This is a genomic window from Absiella sp. AM09-50, from assembly GCF_003433845.1.
Taxonomy (GTDB): Bacteria; Bacillota_I; Bacilli_A; order Erysipelotrichales; family Erysipelotrichaceae; genus Hoskinsella; species Hoskinsella hominis.
Genome location: NZ_QVFI01000002.1, coordinates 56,179 through 71,720 on the forward strand (window position 1 = coordinate 56,179; position 15,542 = coordinate 71,720).

General features: G+C 38.3%; 19 protein-coding genes. All 19 read right to left on the bottom strand.

The features are described 5' to 3' along the window. Positions 1-5 precede the first annotated feature (5 nt). The 19 genes from frr to DW114_RS02810 all read right to left on the bottom strand — a co-directional run bounded on the left by frr (position 6) and on the right by DW114_RS02810 (position 15,540). Complete coding sequence (frr, locus tag DW114_RS02720; protein WP_117452177.1) at positions 6-551, bottom strand: ribosome recycling factor; 546 nt, start codon at positions 549-551, stop codon at positions 6-8. Positions 552-555: 4 nt separating this feature from the next. Further along, positions 556-1,269: a UMP kinase gene (gene pyrH, locus DW114_RS02725; RefSeq protein WP_117452179.1), complete on the bottom strand. Its 714-nt coding sequence runs from the start codon at positions 1,267-1,269 to the stop codon at positions 556-558. 123 nt (positions 1,270-1,392) lie between these two features. Next, positions 1,393-2,283, bottom strand: a complete 891-nt coding sequence (gene tsf / locus DW114_RS02730; protein WP_117452181.1) for a translation elongation factor Ts — start codon at positions 2,281-2,283, stop codon at positions 1,393-1,395. A 25-nt stretch (positions 2,284-2,308) separates the two neighbouring features. Continuing rightward, positions 2,309-3,250 carry a 30S ribosomal protein S2 gene (gene rpsB / locus DW114_RS02735; protein ID WP_117452183.1) on the bottom strand — a complete coding sequence of 314 codons (942 nt, stop codon included), beginning with the start codon at positions 3,248-3,250 and terminating at the stop codon, positions 2,309-2,311. Between the two features lie 183 nt (positions 3,251-3,433). Continuing rightward, the gene (gene xerA, locus DW114_RS02740) at positions 3,434-4,354 is read right to left on the bottom strand and encodes a site-specific tyrosine recombinase/integron integrase (RefSeq protein ID WP_117452185.1); all 921 of its coding nucleotides are present in this window, start codon (positions 4,352-4,354) and stop codon (positions 3,434-3,436) included. Continuing rightward, the gene (gene trmFO, locus DW114_RS02745; RefSeq protein WP_117452187.1) at positions 4,354-5,652 is read right to left on the bottom strand and encodes a methylenetetrahydrofolate--tRNA-(uracil(54)-C(5))-methyltransferase (FADH(2)-oxidizing) TrmFO; all 1,299 of its coding nucleotides are present in this window, start codon (positions 5,650-5,652) and stop codon (positions 4,354-4,356) included. The genes xerA and trmFO overlap by 1 nt, the downstream gene beginning before the upstream one ends. Before the next feature lie 3 nt (positions 5,653-5,655). Further along, positions 5,656-7,905, bottom strand: coding sequence for a type I DNA topoisomerase (gene topA, locus DW114_RS02750; RefSeq protein ID WP_117452189.1), 2,250 nt, complete (start codon positions 7,903-7,905; stop codon positions 5,656-5,658). Positions 7,906-7,978: 73 nt separating this feature from the next. Beyond that, positions 7,979-8,707, bottom strand: a complete 729-nt coding sequence (dprA, locus tag DW114_RS02755) for a DNA-processing protein DprA (protein ID WP_117452191.1) — start codon at positions 8,705-8,707, stop codon at positions 7,979-7,981. Between the two features lie 102 nt (positions 8,708-8,809). Beyond that, positions 8,810-9,748, bottom strand: coding sequence for an SPFH domain-containing protein (locus DW114_RS02760; protein ID WP_117452193.1), 939 nt, complete (start codon positions 9,746-9,748; stop codon positions 8,810-8,812). A 32-nt stretch (positions 9,749-9,780) separates the two neighbouring features. Then, positions 9,781-10,206, bottom strand: a complete 426-nt coding sequence (locus DW114_RS02765; RefSeq protein ID WP_117452469.1) for an NfeD family protein — start codon at positions 10,204-10,206, stop codon at positions 9,781-9,783. A 7-nt stretch (positions 10,207-10,213) separates the two neighbouring features. Continuing rightward, positions 10,214-10,591 (bottom strand): hypothetical protein, encoded by a 378-nt coding sequence (locus DW114_RS02770; protein ID WP_117452195.1) that lies wholly within the window; start codon positions 10,589-10,591, stop codon positions 10,214-10,216. Positions 10,592-10,681: 90 nt separating this feature from the next. Then, on the bottom strand, positions 10,682-11,305 hold the full coding sequence (locus DW114_RS02775; RefSeq protein ID WP_117452197.1) for a ribonuclease HII: 624 nt from the start codon (positions 11,303-11,305) through the stop codon (positions 10,682-10,684). Then, complete coding sequence (gene ylqF / locus DW114_RS02780) at positions 11,295-12,161, bottom strand: ribosome biogenesis GTPase YlqF (protein WP_117452199.1); 867 nt, start codon at positions 12,159-12,161, stop codon at positions 11,295-11,297. The genes DW114_RS02775 and ylqF overlap by 11 nt, the downstream gene beginning before the upstream one ends. Continuing rightward, a complete protein-coding gene (gene lepB, locus DW114_RS02785; protein ID WP_117452201.1) occupies positions 12,151-12,753 on the bottom strand; it encodes a signal peptidase I in 603 nt (200 codons plus the stop codon). Before lepB (DW114_RS02785) ends, ylqF begins: the two co-directional genes overlap by 11 nt. Positions 12,754-12,765: 12 nt before the next feature. Next, the gene (gene lepB, locus DW114_RS02790) at positions 12,766-13,344 is read right to left on the bottom strand and encodes a signal peptidase I (protein ID WP_117452203.1); all 579 of its coding nucleotides are present in this window, start codon (positions 13,342-13,344) and stop codon (positions 12,766-12,768) included. A gap of 66 nt (positions 13,345-13,410) precedes the next feature. Beyond that, positions 13,411-13,758: a 50S ribosomal protein L19 gene (gene rplS / locus DW114_RS02795; RefSeq protein WP_117452205.1), complete on the bottom strand. Its 348-nt coding sequence runs from the start codon at positions 13,756-13,758 to the stop codon at positions 13,411-13,413. Between the two features lie 267 nt (positions 13,759-14,025). Then, a complete protein-coding gene (trmD, locus tag DW114_RS02800) occupies positions 14,026-14,763 on the bottom strand; it encodes a tRNA (guanosine(37)-N1)-methyltransferase TrmD (RefSeq protein WP_117452207.1) in 738 nt (245 codons plus the stop codon). Next, positions 14,760-15,257 (bottom strand): ribosome maturation factor RimM, encoded by a 498-nt coding sequence (gene rimM / locus DW114_RS02805; protein ID WP_117452209.1) that lies wholly within the window; start codon positions 15,255-15,257, stop codon positions 14,760-14,762. The genes trmD and rimM overlap by 4 nt, the downstream gene beginning before the upstream one ends. A gap of 34 nt (positions 15,258-15,291) precedes the next feature. After that, positions 15,292-15,540: a KH domain-containing protein gene (locus DW114_RS02810; RefSeq protein ID WP_117452211.1), complete on the bottom strand. Its 249-nt coding sequence runs from the start codon at positions 15,538-15,540 to the stop codon at positions 15,292-15,294. Between the last annotated feature and the right edge of the window lie 2 nt (positions 15,541-15,542).

Consider the following 15,542-nt stretch of genomic DNA (forward strand, 5'->3'; position numbering starts at 1 on the left):
AGTAATTATACTTTCATGATTTCTGCTTCTTTTGCAGAAACAGCAGCATCCACAGTTTTTACAAACTTATCTGTAACTTTCTGGATATCCTTTTCCATTTCCTTCTTATCATCTTCTGTTAATTCTTTATCTTTCTTAATTGCTTCCATACCTTCACGACGTACATTACGAATAGCAATTTTTGCTTCTTCGCCATATTTTCCAGCATGTTTTGCCAGTTCTTTACGTCTTTCTTCTGTTAAAGAAGGTACATTCAAACGGATAACATCTCCATCGTTTTGTGGCACAAGACCAACATCACTTGTTGAAATTGCACGTTCGATGTCTTTTAATGATGATTTATCATAAGGTTTGATCATCAATTGTCTACCTTCTACAACCTTGATACTAGCAACCTGATTGATTGGTGTAGGACTTCCATAATAGTCAAAATGTACATGATCTAACAAAGATGCATTTGCAACACCTGTACGAAGGGTCTTTAGGTTTTCTTCTAATGCAGAAACAGCTTTTTCCATTTTATGATTCATTACTTCGATTACATTTTCCATAAATTTAGTTCCTTTCTTTAGAAATCACAGTACCAGTGATATCACCTTTTACTGCTTTTAAGATATTGCCATGTTCATTCATATTGAATACAACAAGGTCAATATCGTTATCCATACACATACTTGTTGCAGTTGTATCCATGACTGCAAGACCTTCCTGAATCAGATCCATATATGTAAGTGAATCGTATTTTACTGCATCCGGATTCGTCTTAGGGTCCGCATTGTAAACACCATCTACTCCGTTTTTCGCCATCAGGATTACATCAGCCTTGATTTCACTTGCGCGAAGTGCTGCTGTTGTATCTGTTGAGAAATATGGGTTACCTGTACCTGCGCCAAAAATAACCACACGATTTTTCTCTAAATGACGAATTGCTCTACGAACGATAAATGGTTCAGCAACTTTCTGCATTTCAATTGCAGTCTGAACACGCGTAGGAACACCTTCCTGCTCCAAAGCACTCTGAACAGCCAGCGCATTGATAACAGTAGCAAGCATACCCATATAATCTGCCTGTACACGTTCAATGCCCATAGTTTCTGCCATTTTGCCACGAATGAAGTTACCGCCGCCTACTACGATAGCAAGGTCAACCCCTAATTCGTGAACTTCTTTCAATTCCTGTGCCAGTGATTTTAAAATCTGGGGATCGAAAGAATTTCCAGGAGAAGAAAGTGCTTCTCCACTCAATTTCAATAACACTCTTTTGTACATATTCATCCACCTTTTTTATTAACCTTCCGGATTTTATCCTCTATTCTTTATTATAAAGAAAAAGCTTACAAAAGAAAAGAGAAAGTTACATCTTTTCCTCAAAAAAAGGACACGATGTGTGTCCTATTTACCAAATGCCTGACTCATTACTTCTTCAGCAAAGTTATCTTCACGTTTTTCAATACCTTCACCTACAGCGTAACGTACAAAGCTAGGTACTTCAACGCCTGATTCTTTCAGGTACTGTCCAACTTTCTGATCAGGATTCAAGAAGAATTCCTGTTCAACTAAACAAGAATCTTTCAGGTTCTTGCTAACTTTACCTTCGATGATACCAGCCAATACCTTTTCAGGTTTGCTAGCTAGTTTTTCATCGTTCTTAACGATTTCAGTCTGAACTTTTCTTTCGTGTTCAACAACTTCAGCTGGCATGTCATTACGTGACACGTACTGAGGATTCATACTTGCTACCTGCATAGCAATATCCTTAGCAACTTTTGCATCTTCTTTACCTTTTAATACAACAAGTGCAGAAATTTTTCCACCCATGTGCATGTAAGCACCGAAGAATTCATCATCAGCTTTTTCAACAACAGCGAAACGACGAAGTGTAATTTTTTCTCCGATTGTAGCTGTTGCAGTTGTGATAATATCAGCAACTGTTTCACCATTTACTGTGCATGCTAAAGCAGCATCTAAATCAGCTGGTTTTTCAGTTAATAATACATCTCTTACTGTATCTAATAAAGCAAGGAACTGTTCGTTTTTCGCAACGAAGTCAGTTTCTGAGTTAACTTCAAATACAATACCTGTATTGCCTTCAACAGCAACACGAGTTAAACCTTCAGCAGCGATACGATCACTCTTCTTAGCTGCTTTTGCGATACCTTTTTCACGCAGCCAGTCGATTGATTTAGCCATATCTCCATCACATTCAGTTAAAGCTTTTTTACAGTCCATCATACCTGCGCCTGTTTTTTCACGCAGTTCTTTTACCATCTGTGCAGTAATCATGATCTTACCTCCTATAGTTTCCTAATTATTCAGCAGCTGGAGTTTCAGCTGGTTTTGCTTCTTCATTTGTAGTTTCAGCAGGTTTAACGTTTTCACGTTTCTGGTAAGGAGCTTTTCCACCACGTCCGTTACGGTTACGATCATAAGGACGACGGTTTCTTCTTTCTTCATTTCTCTGACGACGACGTCTTTCGTTTTCAGCGATCTGTTCTTCAACGTTGATGATAACATCTTTCATTGTTACATCTTCTTCGTTTTCATCTACATTGTGAGCTACACTTAATAATCCACCTTTAGCTTCAACGATTGCATCAGCCATCAAAGTAGTGATCAGTTTTACTGAACGGATAGCATCATCATTAGAAGCGATTGGGTAATCTACCATTTCAGGATCACAGTTTGTATCTACCATAGCAAATACAGGGATACCTAATTTTTTAGCTTCTGCTACAGCATTGTGTTCTTCTTTTGGATCGATAACAAACAATGCGTTTGGCAGTTTTTTCATTTCTTTGATACCACCTAAGAAGTTTTCCAGTTTTGCTTTTTCTTTCTTGATCTGAGCAACTTCTTTCTTAGGGTATACATCTAATACGCCACTAGCTTCCATTTCTTCAATTTCAACCAAACGTTTTACACGTTTCTGAATTGTACGGAAGTTTGTAAGCAATCCACCAAGCCATCTCTGGTTAACAAAGAAACTTCCTGAACGTAAAGCTTCTTCCACAACCACAGCCTGTGCCTGTTTTTTAGTTCCTACGAATAATACTTTACCGCCTTTTTCAGCGATATCTCTCATTGCAGCGTATGCAGTATCGATCTGTTCCATTGATTTTTCAAGGTTGATGATATACACACCATTTCTGCTTGCGTAGATGTTTGGTTTCATTTTAGGGTTCCATCTACGTGTCTGATGTCCAAAGTGTACACCAGATTCCAATAATTTTCTCATTGTTACTACTGACATTTAAATTTCCTCACTTTCCGTTTAACCTCCATCATTTCAAACCATGGCAACTTATCATTGCTGATTCATTCAGCTAAAGCACGGGCCATGCGAATCCATGATGTGTGTATTGACGTATTTCTAAACGCCATTGTTGATTATACCATATTTTTCTATTGTTTCAAATACTTTTCTTAATTTTTCCTACTTTTTTGCTCGAGGATGTGCCGCAAAGTAAGCGTTTTTTAATCTTTCCTTGCTTACATGCACATAAATCTGTGTGGTAGACAAAGAGGCATGCCCTAATAATTCCTGAACCAGGCGCAAATCAGCCCCATTATCTAACAAATGTGTCGCAAAGCTGTGGCGAAACATATGTGGATGTATATGGATATGTAAATCGCATTGGTTTGCCTGCTGTTGCATCCGATACTGTACCCCACGTGTTGTCATTTTTGCTCCACGCTGATTGACGAATACAAAGCCATGTTCCTTTATGACCCATTTGCTACGTACATGTCCAACATAATACTGGATCTGATCGCCTGCCTGTTTATAGAAAGGTACAATACGCTCTTTATCTCCTTTACCAAGGATTCGCAATATTTGATCATTAAAATCAATATCATCAAAGCGCAGATTGACCACTTCACTTACACGCAGACCACAGGCATACATAATCTCAAACATTGCGCGATCACGAATGGCTGCATCATCATGTTCATCGAATGAATTCAAAAACAACTCCATTTCATCTAGAAAAAGAAATTCTGGAATCCTTCTTCCCTGCTTGGGTGATTTCATATAAAGAAACGGATTGGTTTTTATACCAATATACTCATTCAGATAGCGATAGAAAGAGCGAAGAGAAGATAGTTTTCTTGCGATGGTGGAATTCTTCAACGTACCATATTGACCATCTTTCATACGTAAAGAAGAAATAAAGTTCATAACGATTTTACGATCCACATCCTCCAAGCTTTCTATACCTTCTGCCATCAAAAAGTCAAAATACTCACAGATATCACGACGATATGCATCCAAGGTATGAATACTGCCGGTATTCATGGCTTGATTATAGTCTAAAAACCGGTCAAGATAATTTTCAAATACAGAGGGGTACATTAGTCTGTAAATTGCTCCTTATATTCATCAATAACGGCTAATGCCTGTTTACCAAATGCTTCTTTTCGATCTTTCTTTTTGACTTTTTCTTTCAATGTCATGATACCGAAATTGGCATTCATTGGCTGGAAGTATTTCGCAGATGCATGTGTGATGTAATGTGCCATAGAACCAATCACACAGGTATCCGGTAGTGCAACTGCAGGTTTGCCCTTGATTAGATTTGCCATATTTAAGCCAGCCAGCAATCCACTAGCAGCACTTTCTACATAGCCTTCTACACCAGTTAGCTGACCAGCAAAAAATAAATCATCCCGACACACATGCTGATACGTTTCTCTTAATACCTTAGGTGCACATAGATAGGAGTTTCGATGCATGACGCCATAGCGAACGATGGATACATTTTCCAGTCCCGGGATCATAGATAAAATACGTTTTTGTTCTCCCCATTTTAAATGCGTCTGAAATCCTACCACATTATATAAAGTTGCCACGGCATTATCCTGACGCAGTTGAACAACAGCATAGGGCAAAGTACCATCTGGCTTTTCCAAGCCTACCGGCTTCATTGGTCCAAATAACAATGTTTTTTCTCCCCGTCTTGCCATTTCTTCAAATGGCATACAGCCTTCAAAATATGTTTGATGATCAATGTCATGTAATTCTGCAGTTTCCGCATGAATCAACGCCTGATAAAATGCATCAAATTCTTCCTTTGTCATAGGACAGTTGATATAAGCTGCCTCACCTTTATCATAACGTGATTTGATATAAGCCTTGGAAAAATCAATGCTGTCTTTTTCAATAATTGGTGCTGCGGCATCATAGAAATGAAAATAATCTTCATGGGTATATTCCTGAATTGCTTTTGCTAATGCATCACTGGTTAATGGTCCACTGGCAATGATCAGCGGTCCTTCAGGTATCTGATCAACTTCTTCATGCACGACTTCTACTAAGGGATGCTGACTTAGATAATCAGTCACTGCCTGCGCAAAGCCAACACGATCGACTGCCAGGGCACTGCCTGCAGGAACGCGGTGTTCATCTGCACATTTCATGATCAAAGAATCTAAATGACGCATTTCTTCTTTTAAAATACCTACTGCATTATTTAAAGAATCAGAGCGCAGAGAGTTACTGCATACCAGCTCCGCAAAACGATCACTTTGATGCGCAGGCGATGTATGAACAGGGCGCATTTCAATCAAACGTACGGGTATGCCTCGTTTGATCAGCTGATAACAAGCTTCACTTCCCGCAAGTCCTGCGCCGATAATAGTTACTTTCTGCATATTTTACGCTTCCTTTTCTGCTTCAGATTTTTTCTTTACCACTTTTTTGGTTGTGGTTTTCTTTGTCGTCTTAGCTTTTGTTGTTTTTGCCTTTGTGGTTTTCTTGGCTGTTGTCTTTTTTTCTTCTGTTTCGTCTTTTTCTTTTGTTTTCTTAGGTTCTTTTTTGATATAACGGCATTTTGGATAATTGCTACATCCAATGAAAGTTGTGCCAAAGCGTGATTTACGCTGTACCAATTCATGCCCGCATTCTGGACACATTTCTCCTGTAGGTACAGGTTCTTCTTTTGGCTTGTTGCTTTTGATATATTTGCACTCAGGATAATTTGCACACGCTAAAAATGAACCGAAACGTCCTTTTTTGGTCACTAATTTTCCACCACATTTTGGACATACTTCATCTGTAGGATTTTCATCATCCTCTTCTCCCTTGGTATAACGGCAGGTAGGAAAGTTAATACAAGAGATGAATTTACCATAGCGTCCCACACGATAGACCAATTCACTGCCACATTCCGGGCACATTTCTCCTGTACGTTCTAATTCCTTCTTTTCCATGTTTTCATATGCGTTTTCAAGCAATGGTTCAAATTCATGATAGAAGGTACGCACTTCTTCAATATTGTCACGTTTACCAGCTGCGATTTCATCTAAATGATGCTCCATATCCGCCGTATAAGAAACGTTGATGATTCCACTGAAAAACTCCTGTAGTTTGGTATCAGTTAATTCTCCCTGTTCTGTTGGGAAAAACACCTTTGTCTTACTGCCTTCGCTGGCACGTTCTAATGAAACATAGCCTCTTGCCTGTAAGGTATCAATGATAATGGCATACGTACTAGGACGTCCAATACCTTTTTCTTCTAGATCTTTGATCAAACGTGCTTCACTATAACGAAGTGGTGGTTCTGTAAAGTGCTGTTTGCCTTCCAGCTCGACTTCTTTTAATATTTCTGCTTCATTTAAGGCAGGCAGCATTTCATCTTTTACACTTTCATAAGCACTATATACTTTTAAATAACCATCAAATGTCAAGATTGATCCATTTGCACTAAATTCACAGCCATTACATACGATCTGCGCATTAACAACATCAGATTTACTAGGTGCCATTAAGGATGCAAGTGTACGTGCATAGATCAGTTTGTATAACTTATATTGATCATTCGTCAAATATTCTTTCACAGATTCTGGTGTATTTAAAATATTGGTTGGACGAATAGCTTCATGGGCATCCTGTGCGTTTTCGCTGTTTTTTTGTTTGGCTTTTCCTTTATATTCTTTTCCATATGTTTGTTCGATGTAATCTTCTGCATCTTTTACGAAGATATCACTTAAACGTGTAGAATCGGTACGCATATAGGAAATCAAACCTTCTGGTGAGCCGCCTTTTAATGCAATACCTTCATACAGCTTTTGAGCGATCTGCATGGTCTTTTTTGCGCCAAAGCCAAGCTTTGTACTTGCTTCCTGCTGTAATGTAGAAGTGATAAAAGGCATTTTTGCTTCTTTTTTACGAACCTTTTTCTCAATCTTGGCTACTGTAAAATCATCCTGACAGCGATTGATGATGGCATCTACCTGTTCTTGATTTTTCAGTTCAGCTTTTTTTCCATCTACCTTATTTAAAGAAGCCGCAAACATCTTGCCATCTTTTGTGATATTTGCCGCAAGTGTCCAGTATTCTTCACTCTTAAATGCACGAATTTCATTTTCACGTTCTACAATCAAACGCAATGCGACAGATTGTACACGGCCAGCACTCTTGCTTTTGATCTTACTTTGTAACAGCTTGCTTAATTTAAATCCGATGATACGATCCAGCATACGTCTTGCTTCTTGTGATTTCACAAGATTCTGATCGATTTTCCTTGGATGCTGAAAAGCATCTGTCACTGCATTCTTCGTGATTTCATGAAAAATGATACGATTATCCTGATCCATATCCAGTTCTAATACATTTGCCAAATGCCATGCAATTGCCTCTCCTTCACGGTCGGGGTCACTTGCTAGATACACTTGTTCACTTTTCTTTGCCAGTTCTTTTAATTCTTTAACGACTGCTTTTTTGTCTGTACTGATTTTATAGGTTGGCTCAAAGTCATGATCAACATCAATCCCCAAGCCGCCTTTCCCTGTTGTCGCAAGGTCACGAATATGTCCTTTGGAAGAAACGACATGAAAGTCTTCCCCCAAATATTTTTCTATTGTTTTAGATTTGGAAGGTGATTCCACAATTACTAAATTTTTCATTATAGCCTCCTACTTGATAAAATATACGTATCCTATTATTAGCGTATATTTTGATTTTGTCAAACATTTTATTTCAAATGTTGCGAATATCTTCTTCATCCACTAGGATATTCGCCCCTTGGGATATGAGTAGATTGCACCCCTCTCCTTCCTTTTTCAAAAAGTCATGTGGCACACAATATACTGGTATATCAATTGCGAGCGCTTCATTTACACTGATCATGGTTCCACTTCGTTTACGGGCTTCTACCACAACCAATTGATCACTTAAACCAACCAGGATACGATTTCGCCATGGAAAATGATAAGCAAAAGGCTTACTGCCTTTGGGATACTCACTCAATAGTAAATGCTGTTTGCGTATTTTATCATACAGCCATGCATTTTCTTTGGGATATATTACATCTAAGCCACAGCCGATGACGGCGATGGTATGGGTATCTAATGCATATCGATGAGATAAAGCATCTACCCCTTTGGCAAGACCGGATACAATGGTATATTTTTCTTTCAAAATATTTGTGATGATACGACACATTTGTGCTCCATATGCAGATACATTTCGACTGCCTACAATCCCACACGCATTACGCTCCATCAAAGAAAGATCCCCTTCATAAAACAATACCCATGGCGCATATTGCAGCCGTTTGAGTTTCTTTGGATACATCGCATCCACTATGGTCAGGTAACAACCATCATAGGTAATCTTCTCCCATGGTTCATCCTTCTCTATGGCTTTTTTGATCTTTTGATAATCACCATCATACTTTACCGCATAATACAAAAGCTTTTCTCTCATAAAAAAAACACCTCCTACTATTTATATACGTAAAAAAGGTGTGAAAATCCTAAAAAAGTTTTAAAAAAACAGATATTTTTTCAAATACCTGCTTTTTCTTCCTTATTTTTTACCTTTGATCAATGTTTCTACTTCTTTTTCAGCATCATCAATCAAGATTTCTCTAGCACTGGTTAATACACTGGCCATGTTTTGAAGTTCACTTGGCACAATGATCTTTGTAGCTTTGCCATCTGCCATCTTTTCATAAGTTTCCAGACTCTTTAAGCTTAAATATTCTTTTGTAGGGTTGGCATTTTTAATCATTTCAATACCACGAGCCTGTGCCTGATAGATTCTTTCCATTGCCTGTGCCTGACCTTCAGCTTCCGCAATCATTGCTTCTTTCTTTGCAGTTGCACGCAGTACCATAGCTTCTTTTTCACCTTCAGCAGTTAAAACAGCACTACGTTTATCCCCTTCCGCACGAAGGATAGATTCACGACGTTCACGTTCTGCACGCATCTGTTTTTCCATGGCTTCTTGAATATCACGTGGTGGAATGATGTTTTTTACTTCTACACGATTTACCTTGATGCCCCAAGGATCTGTTGCCTCATCCAAAATCGCACGCATCTTTGTATTGATGATATCACGAGATGTCAATGTTTCATCCAATTCCAGTTCACCAATGATATTACGCAAAGTTGTTGCTGTAAGATTTTCAATTGCTGTGATTGGTCCTACGACACCATACGTATAAAGTTTAGGATCGGTAATCGCAAAATAAACAACGGTATCGATTTGCATCGTAACATTATCTTTTGTGATAACTGGCTGTGGCGCGAAATCTTTTACAACTTCTTTTAAGGTCACTTTATTAGATACACGATCAATAAATGGTACTAAAAAATGCACCCCGGTATTCCAAGTTGTATGATAAGCACCCAAACGTTCAATAACGTACGCTTTTGCCTGTGGCACGATACGTACAAGATATGCAAATAATCCAATGACAATCAATGCTAAAATTACTAATACAATAATCCAAAATAAACTCATATAACTCACCTGTCTTTCCTTTTTTATCTATGTTAAACCACTTTTCTAACAAGCAGTTTAGCACCTTCAATAGCGACTACTTTTACTTCTTCATGTTCTTCGATTGTATCATGTTCTACGGAAACAGCACTCCATAATGCACCATTTACCTTCACTTCTCCCCATGCATCTTCACTGATTTTTCTTGTCACGATTCCAATTTCGCCAATACAGCGATCAGCGTTTGTCGCAACGGTATTTCCACGAAGATAACGGGAAGCGACTGGTCTTACCACCAGCATGCTGACAAAAGATACAATGACGAATGCTGCAATCTGAAGCCATAATGGCATGTTTAATGCAGCCAAGATAACTGCAATGATGCCACCTACAGCAAACCATATACTGACTAAGGCCGTTGGTGTGATCAGCTCTAGTACCACAGCACCAACACTAATGGCAATCCAAATGAAAGTTATCATAATTTCACCCCTTGTCTTTTACGAGAAGCGATAAATCTGCAATCAGCATATTTTCCTTCTCATCAAATGTAGCATTTACTTTTAGCCCATCAATATCTGCATCAATCATATACGATATTTCTTCGATGATCGTCTTATTTGAAATCCTTGCATAACCTTTTCCAACAGATACCTTATGCAATTGATCCAAAGGTACTAATTGCAGATCCACCTCTCTTTTTGTTACCGGCTTAATTGCCAGTAGATGTGTTTCCTTATCCAGTCCAATCATCGACCATCTTACATCCTTGAAGTAAGAAGCAGCGCTGCTGTTCAGCGTTATGTTGTTGGGATATAATGTCAATACCAGCGTGTACACATTGCCTTTCACCCATTCTAACATACTGCCACCACCTTTCTTATCTTCATTATATTCTCTTTCTTATTTTTTTGCAATCATATTTTTATATTTCTTATTTTTCTTATTTTATTTCTAAATATCCAGTGTCAATTGATTCATTTCTGCGACAGGTCCATAGCTTTTCCGGTATAGTTTTTCTATCACACCATAAGTATGCAAAGCTTCTATATGACCTTTTGTTGGATATCCTTTATGTTTGCCAAAACCATATTGGGGATATTGTTTATCATATGCCTGCATGATGCCATCACGCGTGACTTTGGCTAAAATACTGGCTGCCGCAATGCTAACACTTTTTTGATCACCTTTTACCAAGGATATGACATCCAGCTTATTTTCAGGAAGAGGCATCGCATCTGTCAACACCCCATCCCCGTCTACAAACATTTCACTTAACTTTTGCATAGTCTTTTGGGTTGCACGATAAATATTCAGTTCATCAATGATTGGTGGCTCAATGATGGCGATATGATATTCACTTGCCAACGTAATGATTTCTTTAAATAAACGTTTTCGCTTCTTTTCACTTACTTTTTTTGAATCATAAATCTCTTCATGGGAAAAACCAACAGGAAAACTAACTGCAGCTACAACAAGAGGACCAGCAATTGGTCCTCGTCCTGCTTCATCAATTCCTATGATTTTCTTTTTTCCCTGGTTCCACCATGCGATTTCATATTCATTTTCACATTTCATTTGGTACCTCCCAGCTGATTGCGCCCAGCTTGTCATCTCTAATCTCTCTTAAGAATGTTTCAATGGTACGTTTTTCATCCATTTCCTGATTACGCATAAATCCCCGTTTTCTGGCAACTCGTTCCAACATCTCATATGGATTATCACAGATTTCTACACCATAACGCTTGACAAGTGCGTCTGGATGATGGGCAATCAGATAACGCATTGCCCATGCCGCAATTTCTTCCAATGGAAGAATTTCATCACGTATGGCTCCTGTAATAGCCAATAGTACACCTACGGTTTCATCTTCAAATTTTGGCCATAATACACCCGGAGTATCTAATAATTCTAAATCCTGGTTAACCTTTGACCATTGAAGCGATCTTGTTACCCCAGGGCGATCACCTGTCACTGCAACTTTCTTTTTCGCAATACGATTGATAAAGGTGCTCTTTCCAACATTAGGTACACCGACCACCATCGCACGGATTGCACGCGGGCGTATGCCACGCTTGATCATACGATCAATCTTCGCTTTCATCAGCTCCTTACTGGCTGCGACTACTTTGGGTGTGATATTTTCTTTGATGATATCTAAGGCAATGACTTTGGTAGTTTCATTACTTAATGCATCCATCCATTTTTTGGTGATCACATCCTGCGCTTTATCTTTTTTAGATAAGATGATCAGATGTGGCTTTTGTCCACATAATTCTTCAATCATCGGATTTTTGCTGGCATTCGGTATACGGGCATCTCTTAATTCAATGACCATGTCTACCATCTTCATCTTTTCCTGCATTTCCCGTTTTGCTTTGGTCATATGACCGGGAAACCATTGAATACGTATTTTACTTTCTTTATTTTCCATCTGATATATACCTCACTTTCGACAAAGGTGAATACACCAGTACACCTTTCGCAATGATTTGATTTCTATGAAAAGGACCAACACTTGGTGTACGGCTGTCTAATGAATTTACACGATTATCTCCAGCCAGAAAGTATTCATCCTTTTGAAGTGTTATTTCCTCCATGTCCTGTGTAAATACAGAAAGGGATTTTTCTTTCATTGCCTTTTCCATATATGTTGTATCTAAAAATGTTTCTTCTACCACCTGATGATTAACGTACAGTTTTCCATCTTTGTAGGCAATGGTTTCACCTGGAAGGCCAATGACACGTTTTACCCATAGATCATGTTCTTCATTTTCATTTTTTACCACTACCACATCAAAACGGTCAATACTTGTCAGATAGCTAGCGGCCACATTGATCAATACATCTTCTTTATCCTGCAGTATGGGATACATACTGTTTCCGGATACTACTTTTTTTCTAACACCAAAGGTGAATACCAGCAGGGAAATCAATATCGCAATCACAAAAACCCTTGCATAATCACAAATCGTCAAAAGAATATCCAAGCGATCCCTTTGTTTTTTTTCTTTTCGATTTTTCATAAACTACTCCTATTATTTTCCCTTCAGTATGACAAAGGTACCACATGCCTTGATTGCGTCACGTTTGATTGGTCCCCGCACACGGGAATCTTCTGATTTCACACGATTATCCCCCATCAGAAAATATTCGTCCTCCCCTAATGTGACCGGACCAAAGTCACTTGTAAAGCTGCCTTGCAGTTCTCGAAACGTTCTGGCATAGTCACTTTCTAGATATGGCTCATCTAATGGCTTTCCATTAACATATACAATGTCGTTTTTCGCATAAATGGTATCTCCTGGAAGGCCAATGACACGTTTTACAATCACGACTGGCGCAAATTTTGAATCATAGGCAATGACAATATCCTGTCGGTGAACATCCATAAAATGTCCCACAAAGGCATTGCTTACCACAAAAGCACCATCTTTTAATGTTGGATACATACTTACCCCATAGATCCATGTTGGTTTCACAAGATAATTAAATGTTCCATAGACTGCGACAAGACACAACAAAAAGATTTTCAATAAAGAAAACAAATTTGAAGCGATCACTTTTCCTAAGGTTTCTTTGGAATCTCCTTTATGTCTGTTGTTTTCGCGAGCCATCTTTCATTCCTCCAGTAGGCGAAAAAGCTAATGAAAAAGTCGAGTAGACACCCGACTTTTCCTTTACTAACGAATTTCTTTGATACGAGAAGCTTTTCCTGAACGTCCACGTAAGTAGAATAATTTATTTCTTCTAACTTTACCGTTACGTACAACTTCAATTTTCTCAACAATTGGAGAATGGATAGGGAAAGTTCTTTCTACACCAATCTGGTTAGAAATCTTACGAACTGTGAAGTTTTCAGCGATTCCTCCACCCTGTTTAGAGATTACCAATCCTTCGAAGATCTGGATACGTGACTTGTCACCTTCCTTGATCTTAACGTGTACACGTACAGTGCTACCTGGCTTAAAGAAAGGTACATCTTTCTTCAATTGTGATTTTGTTACTTCGTTAACTAATTGCATGTTCATAATTCACGGCGCTCCTTTTCTATCATATATTACGTTGAGGTTCATAAATCAGAATATGTTCAGCGGAACCGCGTGCCAATAGGCTTTATAATAATATCATAGGATCATCGTCTTTGCAATTGTTTTTTTCATTTTTTTACATCTGTTTTTTGTCGTCGTTATTAAGAAAGTTTACGGGTACTTTCATGTATTAATCATACCATTTTCAATAGTAATTGAAAAGTGATTTTACATAATTTATATTATTGATTTTATTACCTGTTTATTTTACTTTTCTTTCTCTAAGGCACGTTCTGCCTTGATTTCCTGCATTAATTTCTCTTCTTCTTTTGTAAATACACGATTTTCTAATAAATCCGGGCGTTTTTCCATCGTTCTGATCAATGATTGTTTTAACCGCCATTTACGTATATTGGCATGATGTCCACTTAACAATACATCTGGCACACGCTTTCCATCGTATTCTACAGGTCTTGTATATTGAGGATACTCTAACAATCCATTTTCAAAAGAATCATCTGCATGGCTTTCTTCCAGAATCACACCATTCAACAGACGGATTACTGCATCGGATATTACCATAGCTGCCCCTTCTCCACCTGTCAATACAAAATCGCCCAAGCTGATTTCCATATCGACATAATCTCGAATACGTTCATCAAAACCTTCATAGTGTCCACACAATAAAATCAAATGGTTTACATTTGCGAATTCATGTGCCACTTTCTGCGTGAACGTTTTTCCCTGTGGTGACATCATAACAACCAAAGAGCCTTCTGTTTTTACGGCTTTGATACAATCCACGATTGGTTGACAAGATAGCAGCATACCCTGCCCACCACCACATGGTGTATCATCCACGTGATTATGTTTATCTAAGGTATATTGGCGAAAATCAACGGTTTCAAATTCAACGAGCTGACGATCTAATGCCCGTTTGATAATTGATGTTGCTTGAAAGCTGTCAAAAAATTCTGGAAACAGGGTCAATATGGTTATTTTCATAAACCCTCCACCATCTTTACTGTGATACGTTTTGTTTGCGCGTCAAAGTCTGTAACAAATGCTTTCACATAAGGAATCAGATATTCTCTTTCTCCCCTTACACGAAGAACTGCATTCGCACCTGTTTCAATTACTTCACAAACGGTACCGATCAAATGATCTGTTTCATCATATACTTCACAATCCTGAAGTTCAAAATAATAAGCTTCATCTTCTTCCAGTTCATGTAACTGTGATTCATCTATACTTAATACGCTGCCCTTAAAAGGTTCCACCTGATTGATGTCATCATATTCTTCAAATGTCAATAGCAGCAAATCCTTCTGTTCTCTAACATGTTTAATTGCAACCGGAATCAATTTATCCTGATATTGGATATTGATTGTATTGCCCTTCTGAAAACGGATATCAGGAAAGTCTGTCATTGGTTTTACTTTTACTTCCCCTTTTAATCCATGTGTATTCACTAAAACACCGATTTTTATCTGTTTCATATTATTCCTCCAAAAAAAGGATGCATTGTGCATCCTAATAAGATTCAAACTTGATGGTTACACGTTTATCTTCTTTACGTGATGCCACAGACATCATTTGACGAATACTGCTTGCCATCATACCACGACGTCCAATTAAACGTGCAACATCTTCACTGTTTGCGTATACATACAGTAAAATTTCGTTGTCGTCTAAAGAATCCATCTGTTTAACGGAAACGTTCGTCTTGTCTTCTACCATCGGTTTTACAAGATCCAATAAAACTTTTTCGTAATCGATCATGA

Excerpts from the sequence above, each read along its gene's own strand:
- frr (WP_117452177.1), bottom strand. The coding sequence starts at position 551 with ATGGAAAATGTAATCGAAGTAATGAATCATAAAATGGAAAAAGCTGTT.
- pyrH (WP_117452179.1), bottom strand. The coding sequence starts at position 1,269 with ATGTACAAAAGAGTGTTATTGAAATTGAGTGGAGAAGCACTTTCTTCT.
- tsf (WP_117452181.1), bottom strand. The coding sequence starts at position 2,283 with ATGATTACTGCACAGATGGTAAAAGAACTGCGTGAAAAAACAGGCGCA.
- rpsB (WP_117452183.1), bottom strand. The coding sequence starts at position 3,250 with ATGTCAGTAGTAACAATGAGAAAATTATTGGAATCTGGTGTACACTTT.
- xerA (WP_117452185.1), bottom strand. The coding sequence starts at position 4,354 with ATGTACCCCTCTGTATTTGAAAATTATCTTGACCGGTTTTTAGACTAT.
- trmFO (WP_117452187.1), bottom strand. The coding sequence starts at position 5,652 with ATGCAGAAAGTAACTATTATCGGCGCAGGACTTGCGGGAAGTGAAGCT.
- topA (WP_117452189.1), bottom strand. The coding sequence starts at position 7,905 with ATGAAAAATTTAGTAATTGTGGAATCACCTTCCAAATCTAAAACAATA.
- dprA (WP_117452191.1), bottom strand. The coding sequence starts at position 8,707 with ATGAGAGAAAAGCTTTTGTATTATGCGGTAAAGTATGATGGTGATTAT.
- DW114_RS02760 (WP_117452193.1), bottom strand. The coding sequence starts at position 9,748 with ATGAGTTTATTTTGGATTATTGTATTAGTAATTTTAGCATTGATTGTC.
- DW114_RS02770 (WP_117452195.1), bottom strand. The coding sequence starts at position 10,591 with ATGTTAGAATGGGTGAAAGGCAATGTGTACACGCTGGTATTGACATTA.
- DW114_RS02775 (WP_117452197.1), bottom strand. The coding sequence starts at position 11,305 with ATGAAATGTGAAAATGAATATGAAATCGCATGGTGGAACCAGGGAAAA.
- ylqF (WP_117452199.1), bottom strand. The coding sequence starts at position 12,161 with ATGGAAAATAAAGAAAGTAAAATACGTATTCAATGGTTTCCCGGTCAT.
- lepB (WP_117452201.1), bottom strand. The coding sequence starts at position 12,753 with ATGAAAAATCGAAAAGAAAAAAAACAAAGGGATCGCTTGGATATTCTT.
- lepB (WP_117452203.1), bottom strand. The coding sequence starts at position 13,344 with ATGGCTCGCGAAAACAACAGACATAAAGGAGATTCCAAAGAAACCTTA.
- rplS (WP_117452205.1), bottom strand. The coding sequence starts at position 13,758 with ATGAACATGCAATTAGTTAACGAAGTAACAAAATCACAATTGAAGAAA.
- trmD (WP_117452207.1), bottom strand. The coding sequence starts at position 14,763 with ATGAAAATAACCATATTGACCCTGTTTCCAGAATTTTTTGACAGCTTT.
- rimM (WP_117452209.1), bottom strand. The coding sequence starts at position 15,257 with ATGAAACAGATAAAAATCGGTGTTTTAGTGAATACACATGGATTAAAA.
- DW114_RS02810 (WP_117452211.1), bottom strand. The coding sequence starts at position 15,540 with ATGATCGATTACGAAAAAGTTTTATTGGATCTTGTAAAACCGATGGTA.